Genomic DNA, 15,343 nt, shown 5'->3' on the forward strand with positions numbered 1-15,343 from the left:
CAGGCTCTGTGGGGGTCAGGCCCGGCTCCGCGCCGGGCTTTACTGCTTTTTTCGCCTGAGTTAATCCACCTCTTGCGCCGGGATCACCTGGCGTACTGTCTGTTTCTTGCCACCGAATATATTGGTGCTGTCGTTACCGGTACCGCAGCCGTTGCCGAAGCTGAAGCCGCAGGAGGATTTCATGTCGTAGGCATTTTCGGCGTAGGCCTTGTGGCTGCTGGGCACCACGAAACGGTCCTCGTAGTTGGCCAGCGCCAGGTAGCGGTACATGTCCTCCACCTGCTGTACCGACAGCCCGGCCTCTTCCAGCAGCTCGCGATCCTGGACACCGTCCACGTGGATGCCGCGCATGTAGGCGCGCATGACGATCATGCGCTCCAGCGCGCGCGCCACCGGTGCCTCGTCGCCCGCGGTGAGCAGGTTCGCCAGGTACTTCAGCGGAATGCGCAGGGTGGACAGGTCCGGGATCTCGGCGTTGCGCCCCACGGTCACGGTTTCCACGTCGCCCGCCTGCACTGCGTTCTGGATCGGCGACAGCGGCGGCACATACCAGACCATCGGCAGGGTGCGATACTCGGGATGCAGCGGCAGGGCGATCTGCCAGTCGATTGCCATCTTGTACACCGGCGACTGTTGGGCAGCATCGATCCACGCTTGCGGGATACCTTCGGCGCGGGCGGCCTCCTGCACTGCGGGATCGCTCGGGTCCAGGAAGATGTCGCACTGGGCCTGGTACAGGGCCTTGTCGTCCTCCACCGACGCCGCTTCCTCGATGCGGTCGGCGTCGTAGAGCAGCACGCCCAGGTAACGGATCCGGCCAACGCAGGTCTCGGAGCAGATGGTCGGCTGGCCCGCCTCGATGCGCGGGTAGCAGAAAATACACTTCTCCGATTTACCGGTTTTCCAGTTGTAGTAGATCTTCTTGTAGGGACAGCCGGACACACACATCCGCCAGCCGCGGCACTTGTCCTGGTCGATCAGCACGATGCCGTCTTCCTCGCGCTTGTAGATGGCACCGCTGGGGCAGGACGCCACACAGGCCGGGTTTAGGCAGTGCTCGCACAGGCGCGGCAGGTACATCATGAAGGTGTTTTCGAACTCACCGTAGATGTCCGCCTGGACCTCCTCGAAGTTCTTGTCCTTGCGGCGCTTGTCAAACTCGGTGCCCAGGATTTCCTCCCAGTTCGGGCCCCACTCGATTTTCTCCATGCGCTCGCCGCTGATCAGCGAGCGCGGGCGGGCAACTGGTTGATGCTTCTGTTCCGGCGCCTTGTGCAGGGTCTGGTAGTCGAAATCGAACGGCTCGTAGTAGTCGTCGATCTCCGGCATGTCCGGGTTGCCGAAGATGTTTGCCAGCACCCGGTGCTTGCCGCCGATCCTTGGCTGCAGCTTGCCGTTTTTCTTGCGCGTCCAGCCACCATTCCACTTGTCCTGGTTCTCCCACTCCTTCGGGTAACCGACACCGGGCTTGGTCTCGACATTATTGAACCATGCGTACTCCACCCCCTCGCGGGAGGTCCACACGTTCTTGCAGGTCACGGAACAGGTATGGCAGCCGATACACTTATCGAGGTTCAGCACCATGCCGATCTGGGCTCTTACTTTCATTGCACGGCCTCCTCTTGTGCTACCGGCTCTTTCACTTCTTCTCCGTCGAGCCAGTCCACTTTGTTCATCTTTCTTACGATTACAAACTCGTCGCGGTTACAGCCCACGGTGCCGTAGTAGTTGAACCCGTAGGACTGCTGGGCGTAGCCGCCGATCATATGGGTCGGCTTCATTACCGCGCGGGTCACAGAGTTGTGGATACCGCCGCGGGTACCGGTGGTCTCCGCCCCGGGGGTATTCACGATGCGCTCCTGGGCGTGGTACATCATCGCCATGCCGTCGGGTACCCGCTGGGACACCACCGCCCGGGCCGCGATGGCACCGTTGACGTTGAAGATCTCGATCCAGTCGTTGTCCTCGACACCCGCGAGCTTCGCATCGGTTTCGCTCATCCAGACAATCGGCCCGCCGCGGGACAGGGTGAGCATCAGCAGGTTGTCGGAGTAGGTGCTGTGGATACCCCACTTCTGGTGCGGGGTAATCCAGTTCAACAGGATCTCCTTGTTGCCATTGGGCTTCTGGTTCAGTACTGGCTGCACTGTCTTCAGGTTGATCGGCGGCTTGTACACGCACATGTTCTCGCCGAAATCACGCATCCACTCGTGATCCTGGTAGAACTGCTGGCGGCCGGTGATGGTGCGCCAGGGGATCAGCTCGTGGACGTTGGTATAGCCGGCGTTGTAGCTGACGTGCTCGTCCTCAAGGCCCGACCAGGTCGGCGAGGAGATGATCTTGCGCGGTTGCGCAACGATGTCGTTGAAGCGGATCTTCTCGTCTTCCTTCGGCTTGGCCAGGTGCGTATGGTCGCGCCCGGTCACCTTGCCCAGCGCCTCCCAGGCCTTCACCGCCACCTGGCCGTTGGTTTCCGGCGCCAGTGACAGGATCATCTCCGCGGCGTCCACCGCGCTGTCGATACGGGCGCGGCCGTCGCGCGCGCTGTCCTCGCTCCAGGTGCGGTTGAGCTGCTTGAGGAAGTCGACTTCCACTTCAGTGTTCCAGCTGATGCCCTTGCCGCCGTTGCCGAGTTTCTCCAGCAGCGGGCCGATGGAGGTAAAGCGGTTGTAGGTATTGGGGTAGTCGCGCTCCACCGGGATCATGCTGGGCGCGGTGACCCCGGGCACCAGGTCGCACTCACCCTTCCACCAGGCCTTCACGCCAAACGGCTGCGCGATTTCGGTGGGCGTATCGTGGTGGATCGGCAGGGTCACCAGGTCGGTTTCGACCCCCAGGTGGCCGTCGGTGAGCTCGGAGAATTTCTTCGCCACACCCTTGAAGATGTCCCAGTCGCTGCGCGCCTCCCACGCCGGGTCCACCGCCTTGGTGAGCGGGTGGATGAACGGGTGCATGTCGGACGTGTTCATGTCGTCCTTCTCGTACCAGGTGGCGGTCGGCAGGACGATGTCCGAGTAGAGGCAGGTGGTGGACATGCGGAAGTCCAGCGTCACCAGCAGGTCGACCTTGCCCTCGCTGGGCTGGTCATGCCAGGTAATGTCCTCCGGTTTCTTGCCGCCGGCCTCGCCCAGGTCCTTGCCCATCAGGCCGTGCCTGGTGCCCAGCAGGTGGCGCAGCATGTACTCGTGGCCCTTGCCGGAGGAGCCCAGCAGGTTGGAGCGCCAGATAAACATGTTGCGCGGGTAGTTCTGGGGGTTGTCGGGGTCCTGGTTGGCGAACTTCAGTTCGCCGCTTTTCAGCTGCTGCACCGCGTAGTCTTTCGGGTCCATACCCGCGGCGGCGGCGTCCCTGGTGAGCTGCAGCGGGTTCATACCCAGCTGCGGCGCGGACGGCAGCCAGCCCATGCGCTCGGCGCGGCTGTTGTAGTCGATGATGGAGGCCTGCCACTTGCTCTTGTCGGCCAGCGGTGAGACCACCTCTTCCATCTCCAGCTTCTCGTAGCGCCACTGGTTAGAGTGGTTGTAGAAGAAGGAGGTACCGTTCATGTGGCGCGGCGGGCGCTGCCAGTCGAGGGCGAACGCCAGCGGCGTCCAGCCGGTCTGCGGGCGCAGTTTCTCCTGGCCCACGTAGTGGGCCCAGCCACCGCCACTCTGGCCGATACAGCCACACATCATCAGCATGTTGATGAGGCCGCGGTAGTTCATGTCCATGTGGTACCAGTGGTTCAGCGCGGCACCGACAATCACCATGGAACGGCCGCGGCTCTTGTCGGCGGTGGAGGCGAACTCGCGGGCCACGCGGATGACGTCCTGCGGGCGGCAGCCGGTGATCTTCTCCTGCCAGGCCGGGGTGTAAGGCTTGTCGTCCTCGTAGCTGTGGGCACAGTTGGGATCGTCCAGGCCGTGCTCGACGCCGTAGTTGGCCAGGGTCAGGTCGTAGACGCTGGCCACGCGCAGGGTCTCACCGTCCTTGCCGGTAACCAGCCTGATCGGCACCTTGCGCTCGATCACGTCGCTGTGGTCGGTGTGCTGGAAGTAGTCGTATTCGTGGGTCTGGCCACCGAAGTACGGGAAGGCCACCTGGGCGACCTCGTCCGCAGCCTCCTTGAGGCTCAGCATCAGCTGCAGCTCCTCACCGCTCTTGCCGTCGCGCTGCTCGATATTCCACTTGCCCTGCTCGCCCCAGCGATAGCCGATGGAGCCCTGCGGGGAGACCAGCTGCCCGTCGTGGTTGATAGCGATGGTCTTCCATTCCGGGTTGTTGTCCTGGCCCAGGTTGTCGGCCAGGTCCGACGCGCGCAGGAAGCGCCCCTGCACCAGCCGGCCGTCCTGCTCCTCAAGGGTGACCAGCATCGGCATGTCGGTGGTGGTGCGCACATACTCGGTGAAGTAGGCGCTGGGCTTGTCCACGTGGAATTCCTTCAGGATCACGTGACCGAAGGCCATCGCCAGTGCGGCATCGGTACCCTGCCGCGGCGCCAGCCAGGTGTCGCCGAATTTGGAGCACTCGGAGTAATCGGAGGTGATGACGCAGGTCTTGGCGCCCTTGTAACGCACCTCGCTCAGGAAGTGGGCGTCCGGCGTACGGGTCTGCGGGACATTGGAGCCCCACACGATCAGGTAGTTGGAGTTGTACCAGTCGGCGGACTCCGGCACGTCGGTCTGCTCGCCCCAGATCTGCGGGGAGGCCGGCGGCAGGTCACAGTACCAGTCGTAGAAACTCAGGCAGTTACCGCCGATCAGGGACAGGTAGCGGGCGCCGGCGGCGTAGGAGACCATGGACATGGCCGGGATCGGCGAGAAGCCGGTCACGCGGTCGGGACCGTACTGCTTGGTGGTGTAGACATTGGCAGCCGCGATCAGCTCGTTGACCTCGTCCCACTTGATACGCACGAAGCCGCCCATGCCGCGACGCTCCTTGTAGGACCTGGCCTTGGCCGGGTCCTCGACGATGCTGGCCCAGGCTTCAACCGGGTCGCTGTGCTTCAGCCTGGCCTCGCGCCACAGCTTCACCAGGCGCTTGCGGATCTTGGGGTACTTGAGCCGGTTGGCCGAGTACATGTACCAGGAGTAACTGGCACCGCGGGGGCAGCCCCGCGGCTCGTGGTTGGGGAGGTCCGGGCGAGTGCGCGGATAGTCGGTCTGCTGGGTTTCCCAGGTGACCAGCCCGTCTTTTACGTAGATTTTCCAGCTGCAGGAGCCGGTGCAGTTGACGCCGTGCGTGGAGCGGACAATCTTGTCGAACTGCCAGCGACGACGGTAGCCATCTTCCCAGCTGCGATCATCATCGGTCTTTTCCCCGTGCCCGTTGGCAAAGGGTTCCTTGTTTTTCTTGAAGTATTTCAGTCGGTCCAGGAAATGGCTCATGCGTTTCTCCCAGGGCATAAAAATGCGGTTAAACCATCGGGTTAGCGCGAATATAAAAGCCCGCTTCGGGGCGATCACCTGCCCCAAAAGGGGTAGAAAGGGGGGTATCTACCCACGAATGGGTAGGGAACCGGGGTCGGCGGGCGGGTAAGGTGCGGCTGAAACCGAACAAAGACGGGGCCCGCGGGGGAACTGCGGGAAACTGATCAAAAATTATGCAACAATGGCGCTCTTTGGTGGTACTACCAAATACGCCTGCGCGGCAGGGGCATAATAGGCCCCGGGGCCCAATCGACCGACAGATAGCCAGACATGCTCAACCGAATCCGCCAGTCCATCGTTTACCGCATCGGCACCCTGATGCTGCTTACCGTGCTGGTCGCGCTCAGTTCCATGGTCGCGTCCTACGTCATTTCCGATGCCGCCGAGAACGACGCGGCCGCGGTCAACCTGGCGGGCTCACTGCGCGCCATGAACTATCGGCTGGCTGCTACCGCGCCCGCCGGCGACCGGGAGGCCACCCGCCAGGTAGCCGACCAGGTGGCACACCGCCTGCGGCAGGTACTGGATATCTCCGATTTCGTCGCGGACGACACCAGCAGCGCGGCCGCGCGCTATACAGGTGTACTCAACCACTGGCAGCAGGAAATCCGCCCGCTGGTGGAGTCGGTGGCCGCCGGGCAGACTCCCATGAACTCTCTCCAGCTGGCCACGCGGCTCGAGCCCTTTATCGGCGAAGTGGACGCGCTGGTGTCAGAGTACCAGCAGATCGCGGAAACGAAGATCCGGCTGCTGCGCGTGGTACAGCTGGCGTCCCTGTTCGCCACCGTGCTGCTGGTTTACCTCTCGCTGTATATCCTGCATCGCTCCGTGGAGCAGCCTCTACAGCAATTGACCGACCGTTCAATGGGCATCGCGCAGGGTAACTTTGACCTTTCCCCGCTCGATATCGACAGCGAGGATGAACTCGGGGTGCTCGCGCGGACAATCAATTACATGAGCGACGAGATCCACGCGACCCACCGCGACCTCGAGCGTCGCGTGCAGCTGAAGACCGCCCAGCTGCAGAAGAGTCACGAGGCCCTGGACTTCCAGTATCGCCTGGCGCGCCGGATTGGCGAAGGGCCGCTGCAAGGCGCCGAGCTGGAGCAGTGGCTGTCCGAGTTCTCGCGACTGGCCGACCTGGAAAACCTCGACCTGTGCCTGATGACCCCAGAAGGCGAAGCGCCCTATGAACACCTGGTGCGCGGTTTCGGCAACAGTCACTGCGACCCCGGCGACTGCCAGGTCTGCGTCAGCACCTGCGGCTCGACGGTAGAGGGTGACCAGCGCACCTACCGCTTCCCACTGGAGGTGGACAAGCGCAATTACGGCGTACTGGTGTGCAGCCTCCCGCAGGAGAAAGAGCTGGATGAGGAACAGCAGCAGCGCCTGGCCACCTTTGCCGACAGCGTTACCGCCGCCATCGCCATCAATGAGCGCGAGGCCCAGGAGCGCCGCGTCGCGTTGATGGACGAGCGCGCCATCATTGCGCGCGAGTTGCACGATTCACTGGCCCAGTCCCTCTCCTACCTGAAGATCCAGGTTACCCGCCTCACCCGCGCCAACCGCGGCGAGCAGGTCGACCGGGAACAGGTGCAGGAAATCATCGCCGAGCTGAAGCAGGGGCTGGACTCCTCTTATCGGCAGTTGCGGGAACTGCTCACGACCTTCCGGTTGCAGATCGGCCAGGGTGGCCTGCGGGGCATCCTGGAGCAAACCATACTCTCCTACCGGGAACAGCATCCCCAATTGAGCATCCTGCTGGATTACCGCCTCGATGAGATCCCGCTCACCCCGCATGAGGAAATCCACCTCCTGCAGCTGGTGCGCGAGGCGTCGCAGAACGCGGTCTACCACTCCCAGGGCGACCACGTGGAAATCAGCCTGCTCCAGGGGGACAACCACAGCCTGGAGGTGCGGATCCGCGATAACGGGATAGGTATCAGCGACGCCCCGGAGAAACGTAATCACTTCGGCATGTCGATCATGCAGGAACGGGCCAGCAACCTGGATGGGGAGCTGACGATCCGGCGGCGCGACACCGGCGGTACCGAGGTTTCCTTTACATTTGTGCCCGACTACGCCCGCAACCGGGAAGTCATCTGGCAGGAGGCGTGATCACGCAATGCTCTATACCACCCTGAAGACCCTGCACATGACCCTCGCAATGCTGTCCTTCAGTGGATTCATGCTGCGCACCGGTGGCCAGCTCGCCGGCGCGGGATGGGCGCGGGGCCGGCTCGCCCGGTTACTTCCCCACCTGGTGGATACCGCCCTGCTGGTCTCCGCGCTCTTCCTGTTGCAACGCCTGCAGTGGTACCCGCTGCAACAGCCATGGCTGCTCGCCAAGCTCGGCGGGCTGCTCGCTTATATACTGCTGGGCGTCGTCACCATGCGCCTTGCCCGCAACGGCAGTGAACGTTTGCTGGGAGCAGCGGGCGCGAGCATGGCTTTCGCCTACATGGTGTCGGTGGCGATCAGCAAGTCACCGCTGCCGTTCATCTGAGGCCACGGTCGCCGGAAGGATGGGGTGATGGAAAGCTCACGCAAGCCGGATACCGCGACCGCCATGCGTGCCATTATCAGTGAGGCCCGTCGCGCCCTGCCCTTTCACCTGCCGGCGGCCCAGCTGTGCGCCGGCCCCTGCCAGGGATGCCCCAAGAAGCTGCTGGAGTTTATCGACGGGGAGCTGTTCGACTGGACAGAGCGCCTCGATCAGGGGGAGGTTCCCACACTCGGGGATGTCAGCGCGCTCGGCAAGCGCTGCCGGAAAATCCATGCAGCCATCGCGAAAAACGGCCTTATCCAGCCGGACTGAGGGCCCGGCGTGGAACGCCCGGGGTGGATCCGGGCAACGGGACAATCGCCCCGCTTCCCTCAACCCGGATGCCCGTCGGGGCGCGCGCGGAACAGTACCGGCGTGTAGTAGACAAGGAACAGCCCGTAACCCACTACCCAGGCCGCCACCGCGGCCAGGAAGCCGGCCGCTGCCGGCGCCCAGAAGACCCGGGCTAACGCCGAGAACGCCAGTGCCGCGAATGCCAGCGGCATTAATGACGGTACGGCCAGGAGCCGGCCGGTGTGGCCCAGGCTCACGCGACTGATCATCGCCAGTATCAGTCCACCGATGCCGCCTACCGCCAGTGCGTGCACGGCGCCGCTGCGCCAGGCTGGCGCGATTCCACTCCACCAACACGCCAGCAGGAAAAGACCCAGGATCACGAACCAGTAACTGATGTGCAGGGACCACACCAGCGGCTCGCGCCAGATGACAGTAGGGTGCCAGCGCATGGTGCGCACCAACTGCAGCGCCCCCAGGGTAAATGCGAGCAGCGCCAGTACTGCCCGGGGCAGCTCAAACGCAAAGGCCAGCAACAGCGCGACCAGCACCCCGTGTGTCCCGTACTCGACTGCCGCCAGCTTGTCGCGCTGCGCCAGGTGGAAGCGTCGCGCGGTGAAGAAGGGAATCACGCGGCCACCGATAACCAGTATCAGGCCGGTCATCAGCAACAGAGTCAGCAGCGCGGCATGGCCCTGGCGTGCGGGCGCCAGCCAGTGGTACAGCGCCAGCCCGGCCAGTGCGAGCAGCGCCGGCAGCACGAAAGCGTTGCGCCACTGCCTGGCCACCAGCACCCGCCTGCCCAATAGCACCGCCGCCAGCAGGAAAAACCCGGCCTCCGCCACCAGCGGCAGCCACAGAGGCACCGCGGCGAACAGGTAGCCGATTCGCGCCAGCAGCCACAGGCCGACCAGCAGCTGCAGCTGCCTGCCGTGCGGCGAGGGAATACCGGTCCAGGTCTGCATGGCCGTACCCAGGAAGCCCACCACCACGGCACCCGCAAAGCCGAACAGCATCTCGTGGGCATGCCAGGTAACGCCGCCCCGCAGCACCGGTAATCCCCACCCCGACAATTGGGCCTGCCAGGCCAGCAGGGTGAGCAGGCTCCAGGCGGCCGCCCCCCAGAAAAATGGCCGGAAGGGCATGCGCCAGATGGGCGCCAGGGCTTCGATTCGCGAACGGTCGACTATTGGTATCAAGTTACTACTCCTCAAAACAGAAAGGGGGAGGCGAAGCCTCCCCAAGCGGTGCGAGTTAACGCGGGCCTATCCGGGTCAGGGGTTGTAGAACTCCCCATTCTTACGCAAGTAGAACCAGTAGTTAATCACCATGCATACGGCGTAGAAGATGGCGAAGCCTGCCAGCGCGTATTCCGGTGTGGTGGCCTTGATCTGCTCACCGAAGACTTTCGGGATATAGAAGGCACCGTAAGCGGCCACCGCAGAAGTCCAGCCAAGCACCGGACCAGCCTGTTCGCGGGGAAATACCATGGCAATAGTGCGGAAGGTTGAACCGTTGCCTATCCCGGTGGCGCCGAAAAGCACCAGGAACAGCAGGAAGAATGGTACGAAGAACTCTTCCGGGGTCGCAGACCCGTAGGCTGCCTTCATGTAGTAGGCCACACCCAGCGCACTCGCCACCATGATAGCCGCACAGACCTGGGTAACCAGGGCGCCGCCGACGCGGTCGGAGATCCAGCCTCCCACCGGACGAATCAGGGCACCGATAAAAGGACCCATCCAGGCGTACATCAGGGCGCTGGGACCATTCGGGTTGATGGTGTCGTGAGTCATCACACCGTCGACCATCACGTGGCTGTAACCGAAGATCACCTTGATGGCCAGCGGGAATGCCGCGGCAAAGCCGATGAAGCTGCCGAAAGTCATGGTGTAAATGACGCTCATCACCCAGGTGTGGCGGTTGTTGAAAATGCGGTACTGCCGGTTGAGGCTGGTCCTGATATCGCCCGGCAGCATCTTCAGGCCGAAGACGGTAGCGGCAATCACCATTACCAACACGATTTCCTTGGGCACGCCCCAGCCGGAACCGTTGGCAGCCTCCGGCAGCAGCAGCCACAGGCCCACCACCGCGGTGAGGAAACCGATACCCAGCATCAGGGTCATCTTGGCCATGGCTGACAGCGGGCTGCCCACGTCCGGGGTAATCTCCTCGGTGCGCAGGTTGTTCATGCCGAACCAGCCGACGATGGCCAGCGGCACCAGGAACAGCAGCCATACAAAGCCGGCATTCTGGATCCAGGCCTCGGAACCGGCCGGGATCTTGCCGATGAGGGAGCCGGAGCCACTGACCAGCACCATGGGATCCCCGCCGGCGGCACCGAAGGCGCCGAAAGTCATGAACAGGGGCACCAGGATCTGCATGCTGGTGACGCCGAAGTTACCCAGGCCCGCGTTCAGGCCCAGCGCCAACCCCTGCTTCTCCTTGGGGAAGAAAAAGCTGATATTGGACATGGAAGAGGCAAAGTTACCCCCGCCGATACCGGACAGCAGTGCCAGCAGCTGGAACACCCACAGCGGGGTTTCCTTGCTCTGCAGCGCGAGGCCCGTCCCCAGGGCGGGGATCATCAGCAGCGCAGTGGTAAATACGATGGCGTTGCGCCCACCGAACAGGCGAATGAAGAAGCTGCTGGGAATACGCAGCGTCGCCCCGGTCAGGCCGGCGATTGCCATCAGGGTAAAGAGGTCAGCCTTCGCGAAGGGGAACCCAAGGTTGAGCATCTGGACGGTGATGATTCCCCAGTAGAGCCACACGGCGAAGCCGCACAGCAGGCTGGGGATGGATATCCATAGATTGCGATTCGCAATCTTCTTTCCTTTGGACTGCCAGAATCCACTGTCTTCTGGAGTCCATTCGTATATATCTGACACGGCGGCCTCTCCTGATCTGGTTTTACTGATTCGCCATGCACTATGGTCCCCTGCAGCCCCGCTCTCAATTACCATCAGTAAGTAACCACTTTTCCCGTTCTGGGCCAGAGCTACCCCTTTGGGGGTACTCCCCGCCCCGGGGGCCTGTGCTAAAGTAGCCGCTCACATTTAATACAACCGGCACGACAACGGCAGGTCCACCATGTCCCAACCTGCAACCATCATGATGGTTGATGACCACCCCCTTTTTCGCAAAGGCCTGAAGCAGTTGTTCGCAATGGAGCCCGGCCTGGAGCTCGTGGCGGAGGCCAGCAGTGGTGAAGAGGCCCTGGAGCAGGCCCGGGAACACGATCCCGATATCATCCTGCTCGACCTGAATATGCGCGGGATGGACGGCCTTGACACGCTGCGTGCCATGCGGGCCGCGGATGTCACCTCCCGCATCGTGATGCTGACCGTCTCCGACAACAATGCCGACGTCGTCTCCTGCATCCGCGCCGGGGCGGACGGCTACCTCCTGAAAGACATGGAGCCCGAGGAAATCCTCGACCAGGTACTGGAGGCGACCCACGGCAAGTTGGCAATCAGCCAGCGGCTTACCGAGATCCTGGCCTCAGCCCTGCGCAAACCGGAAACCTCCGGCGCCGACACCCTGTCGACGCTGACCAGCCGCGAATACCAGATACTGCAACTGATTGCCGACGGCCTCAGCAACAAGCTCATCGCCCGCGAGCTCGACATCAGCGATGCCACCGTCAAGGTACACGTCAAGCACCTGCTGAAGAAACTCGGCATGCGCTCGCGTGTCGAGGCGGCCGTGTGGATGGTGAACCAGAAGCGACCGGAGTCCAACTGAGCGAGGTATCCCCATGAGCGATTGCTGCAGCCAGCCCGGCCTGATGCCGGTTGAAACGGCCCGCGAGCGGCTCCTGGAAGCCCTGCAGCCGGTGCCGGGTACTGAAGATATCCCACTGGAACTGGCCGCGGGCCGCGTACTCGCGGAACCGGTGATCGCAGCACTCGACCTTCCACCCTGCGACAACTCGGCCATGGACGGCTATGCGCTGCGCCTGGCCGACCTCGAAAGCGGCAAGCCGCTGGAACTGATTGGCAAGTCGTTCGCCGGTAAGCCCTTCACGGGCATGGTCAATCCAGGCACTTGTGTGCGCATCATGACGGGCGCCGTGGTGCCCCCTGGCGCCGATACCGTCGTCATGCAGGAACAGGTCGAGGCCCGCGAGGAATCTGTGCGGGTAAGCGGCCGGGTCAAGGCCGGCGATCATATCCGCCGTCGCGGCGAGGATATTCGCGAGGGCGAGGTCCTGCTGGCCGCGGGCACCCGGATTACGGTGGCCCATATCGCGCTGTTGGCCGCCGCCGGGGTCGGCTCGGTTACCCTGCGACGGCAACCGGTAATCGCCCTGTTTTCCACCGGCGACGAGTTGCGCCAACCCGGTGAGCAACTCACTGCGGGCGACATCTACGATAGCAATCGTACCGCGCTCAAAGCCGCCCTGGCGGGCCTTGGGCTGGAAATACTGGATCTGGGTATCCTGCCTGACACCCGCTCGGTTATCGCGGGCGCACTGGAGCGCGCGGCGCTCGATGCCGACGCAATCATCACCTCTGGCGGGGTGTCGGTGGGAGAAGCCGATTACACTCGCGAGGTGCTCGAGGACATGGGGGAAATCGGTTTCTGGAAGGTGGCCATGAAACCGGGCAAGCCCTTTGCCTTCGGCCGTCTGCAGGGCACGCCATTTTTTGGACTGCCGGGCAACCCCGTGTCCGCGCTGGTAACCTTTTACCAGCTGGTGCTGCCGGCCCTGTCCATCATGCAGGGCGGCAGCTGGTCCGCACCCCAGACCATGCGCGCCAGGCTGCTGCAGCCGCTGAACAAAAAACCCGGCCGCACCGATTTCCAGCGCGGGTTCTTCCGCAATGACGAGCAAGGCATGCTGGTGGTGGAGGCGGCGGGCACCCAGGGTAGCCATATACTGTCAGGTCTCGCGGCCGCGAACTGCTTTATCGTCCTCGACCGGGACAGTGGGCCGGTCGCAGCGGGAGACATGGTAACCATCGAGCCCCTGCGCGCGCCCCTCTGACGGGACCCCGCCTCCACTAATCAATGGATGCCCCATCGGCATTACGTGAGCAAACCACTGGAATGCAAGGCCGCGCGGCGCTAACCTGAGCGCTGTTGGACGATACGCGGGGCACAGGGAGGCGCGCTGCGACTTCTTCCGCAGTGCCCCGTCCATACCAGCCAGAAGGGAAGCAGCGCCAGTGAAAGCGATCGGGTTATACCAGTACCTGCCTATTAGTAACGAAAAGTCACTTGTCGACGTCTACCTGGACCGCCCACGACCCGGGTCCCGCGACCTTCTTGTCGCGGTACAGGCGATTGCCGTAAACCCGGTGGATACCAAGGTACGTGCACCGAGACACGGCGACATCAAACCACCGGAAACACCGCAAATACTTGGCTGGGACGCCGCCGGGGAGGTAATCGATACTGGTGAGGAAGTGGAAGGCTTCCGGCCGGGGGACCGGGTCTATTATGCCGGCGATATCACCCGCCCGGGCTGTTACAGTGAAATGCACCTGGTGGATGAACGCATTGTCGGCCACATGCCCGAGAGCCTCGATTTCGCCGCAGCCGCCGCCCTTCCCCTCACCGGCCTCACGGCCTGGGAAGCCCTGTTCGACCGCCTGGGTATATCCCCTGCAGGCGCGGACACAGGTAAGTCCATCCTGGTGATCGGTGGCGCCGGTGGTGTAGGTTCCATCGCCACCCAACTGGCGCGGCACATTGCCGGACTCCGTGTCATCGCCTCCGCATCGCGCACGAAATCCAGCGTATGGGCCAAGCAGATGGGCGCACACCATATCGTCAACCACCGACGTCCACTCGACATTGAGCTGGAGGAGCACAAGCTCGGCCCGGTGGACTATATTCTCTGCCTCAACGACACCGACCAGCACTGGCCCGCCATGGCCAATATCATCAAACCCCAGGGCAGCATCTGCAGTATTGTCGATAACCGGGAACCCCTGGACCTGTCGCTACTGAAACCCAAGAGCGCCACCTTCTGCTGGGAGTTCATGTTCACCCGGTCCATGTTTCGCACCACCGACATGCACCGGCAGCAGGAAATTCTCAACGAGATTGCCCAACTGGTGGACCGCGGCACCTTAAAAAGCACGGTTAACCTGGTGCAGCAGCCGATCAATGCGACCAACCTCCGTGAGGCGCACCGCCTGCTGGAAACCGGCCGTACAATTGGAAAACTGGTTCTTGAAGGCTGGTGATTATCCAGCCTGACTATGCAGGCGGAGACAGAAAAACTGAGAAAAACCCCGAACCTTTGGGGCTACCTACGAAACCGCAGGCCCTGGATATAGTTGCGAGGGCAGGATTTGAACCTGTGACCTTCGCCCGGCCATGCCGGCACGAGGTAGAAAACGAGCCCGACTCTGTCGGGCCTGCCTACGAAGCTGTAGGTCTTGGATTTGGTAGCGGGGGCAGGTTTCGAACCTGTGACCTTCGCCCGGCCATGCCGGCACGAGGTAGAAAACGAGCCCGACTCTGTCGGGCCTGCCTACGAAGCTGTAGGTCTTGGATTTGGTAGCGGGGGCAGGATTTGAACCTACGACCTTCGGGTTATGAGCCCGACGAGCTACCTGGCTGCTCCACCCCGCATCAATACTGTATAACCGAACCCCGTGGGGTTCCGTCTTCCGTCGCCAGTGATTGTGGCTCCGAAGAGGCTGCGCATTCTATTGATAACGCACGGAGATGTCCAAGCTTCTTTGCAAAAAATACTTAGAAATCATGCGCATCCGAAAAAGCACTAATTCAAAACAGTGCCACGGGGTAAGCACGAATCACTTCCAGGGCCTGGCTACACGCCCCGCAGCCAGGAGGCCGCGGGGCGAACCCGTCAGAGCTTGCCCACCACGTTGATGAAGAACCCCTGGCTGTCGTAGTCCAGCTGCGTCAGGTCATCCGAGAAGTCCGTGAAGTTGTAGCCCGCCCCTACCTTCAGGTGCTTCCCTACATGCCGGTAAACACCCAGCAGCACGCCGCTCCGACGGTCCTGTGCATCCGGCAGGTCCAGCATACGACCCTCGATCAGCAGGTCCCACTCGTGCACGAAGTGCCAGTCCGCCCGCAGCACGTACAGGCTCGCACGGCTGTCGAAGAACTC

The 15,343-nt window shown here is 62.8% G+C and carries 11 protein-coding genes and 1 tRNA gene; 6 read left to right on the forward strand and 6 right to left on the reverse strand.

Annotation, left to right across the window (positions count from 1 at the left end; all coding sequences use genetic code 11):
• Positions 1–60 precede the first annotated feature (60 nt).
• Together narH and ACH6CX_RS17870 are read right to left on the reverse strand one after the other, a co-directional pair.
• A complete protein-coding gene (gene narH, locus ACH6CX_RS17865) occupies positions 61–1,608 on the reverse strand; it encodes a nitrate reductase subunit beta (RefSeq protein WP_233006151.1) in 1,548 nt (515 codons plus the stop codon).
• A complete protein-coding gene (locus ACH6CX_RS17870; RefSeq protein ID WP_237064110.1) occupies positions 1,605–5,366 on the reverse strand; it encodes a nitrate reductase subunit alpha in 3,762 nt (1,253 codons plus the stop codon). The genes narH and ACH6CX_RS17870 overlap by 4 nt, the downstream gene beginning before the upstream one ends.
• A 312-nt stretch (positions 5,367–5,678) precedes the next feature.
• Between ACH6CX_RS17870 and ACH6CX_RS17875 the strand changes: the two genes are divergently transcribed.
• Genes ACH6CX_RS17875 through ACH6CX_RS17885 form a run of 3 tightly spaced genes read left to right on the forward strand, consistent with a single transcriptional unit; the run spans position 5,679 to position 8,226 of the window.
• Entirely contained in the window at positions 5,679–7,526 is a 1,848-nt protein-coding gene (locus ACH6CX_RS17875) for an ATP-binding protein (protein WP_237064111.1), read from the forward strand.
• Between the two features lie 7 nt (positions 7,527–7,533).
• Complete coding sequence (locus ACH6CX_RS17880; protein WP_233006154.1) at positions 7,534–7,914, forward strand: SirB2 family protein; 381 nt, start codon at positions 7,534–7,536, stop codon at positions 7,912–7,914.
• A gap of 27 nt (positions 7,915–7,941) precedes the next feature.
• Entirely contained in the window at positions 7,942–8,226 is a 285-nt protein-coding gene (locus ACH6CX_RS17885; protein WP_237064112.1) for a hypothetical protein, read from the forward strand.
• Between the two features lie 59 nt (positions 8,227–8,285).
• On the opposite strand, the gene ACH6CX_RS17890 is transcribed toward ACH6CX_RS17885, so the two are convergent.
• On the reverse strand, positions 8,286–9,446 hold the full coding sequence (locus tag ACH6CX_RS17890; protein ID WP_396676107.1) for an NnrS family protein: 1,161 nt from the start codon (positions 9,444–9,446) through the stop codon (positions 8,286–8,288).
• Between the two features lie 75 nt (positions 9,447–9,521).
• Complete coding sequence (locus ACH6CX_RS17895; RefSeq protein WP_233006157.1) at positions 9,522–11,135, reverse strand: MFS transporter; 1,614 nt, start codon at positions 11,133–11,135, stop codon at positions 9,522–9,524.
• Positions 11,136–11,337: 202 nt separating this feature from the next.
• On the opposite strand from ACH6CX_RS17895, the gene narL reads away from it, so the two are divergent.
• From narL to ACH6CX_RS17910, 3 genes are all read left to right on the forward strand, one after another.
• Complete coding sequence (gene narL / locus ACH6CX_RS17900; protein WP_233006158.1) at positions 11,338–11,991, forward strand: two-component system response regulator NarL; 654 nt, start codon at positions 11,338–11,340, stop codon at positions 11,989–11,991.
• 13 nt (positions 11,992–12,004) lie between these two features.
• Complete coding sequence (glp, locus tag ACH6CX_RS17905) at positions 12,005–13,237, forward strand: gephyrin-like molybdotransferase Glp (RefSeq protein ID WP_233006159.1); 1,233 nt, start codon at positions 12,005–12,007, stop codon at positions 13,235–13,237.
• Between the two features lie 181 nt (positions 13,238–13,418).
• A complete protein-coding gene (locus ACH6CX_RS17910; protein ID WP_396676110.1) occupies positions 13,419–14,444 on the forward strand; it encodes a zinc-binding alcohol dehydrogenase family protein in 1,026 nt (341 codons plus the stop codon).
• Between the two features lie 314 nt (positions 14,445–14,758).
• Here ACH6CX_RS17910 and ACH6CX_RS17915 read toward each other — a convergent pair.
• Positions 14,759–14,835, reverse strand: a tRNA-Met gene (locus tag ACH6CX_RS17915).
• 241 nt (positions 14,836–15,076) lie between these two features.
• Positions 15,077–15,343, reverse strand: a 267-nt coding sequence (locus ACH6CX_RS17920) for a hypothetical protein (protein ID WP_396676112.1), incomplete at its 5' end; no start/stop codon positions are given.

Origin of the sequence: Microbulbifer sp. JSM ZJ756 (genome assembly GCF_044383805.1) — a bacterium.
In the GTDB taxonomy this organism is placed as follows: domain Bacteria; phylum Pseudomonadota; class Gammaproteobacteria; order Pseudomonadales; family Cellvibrionaceae; genus Microbulbifer; species Microbulbifer zhoushanensis.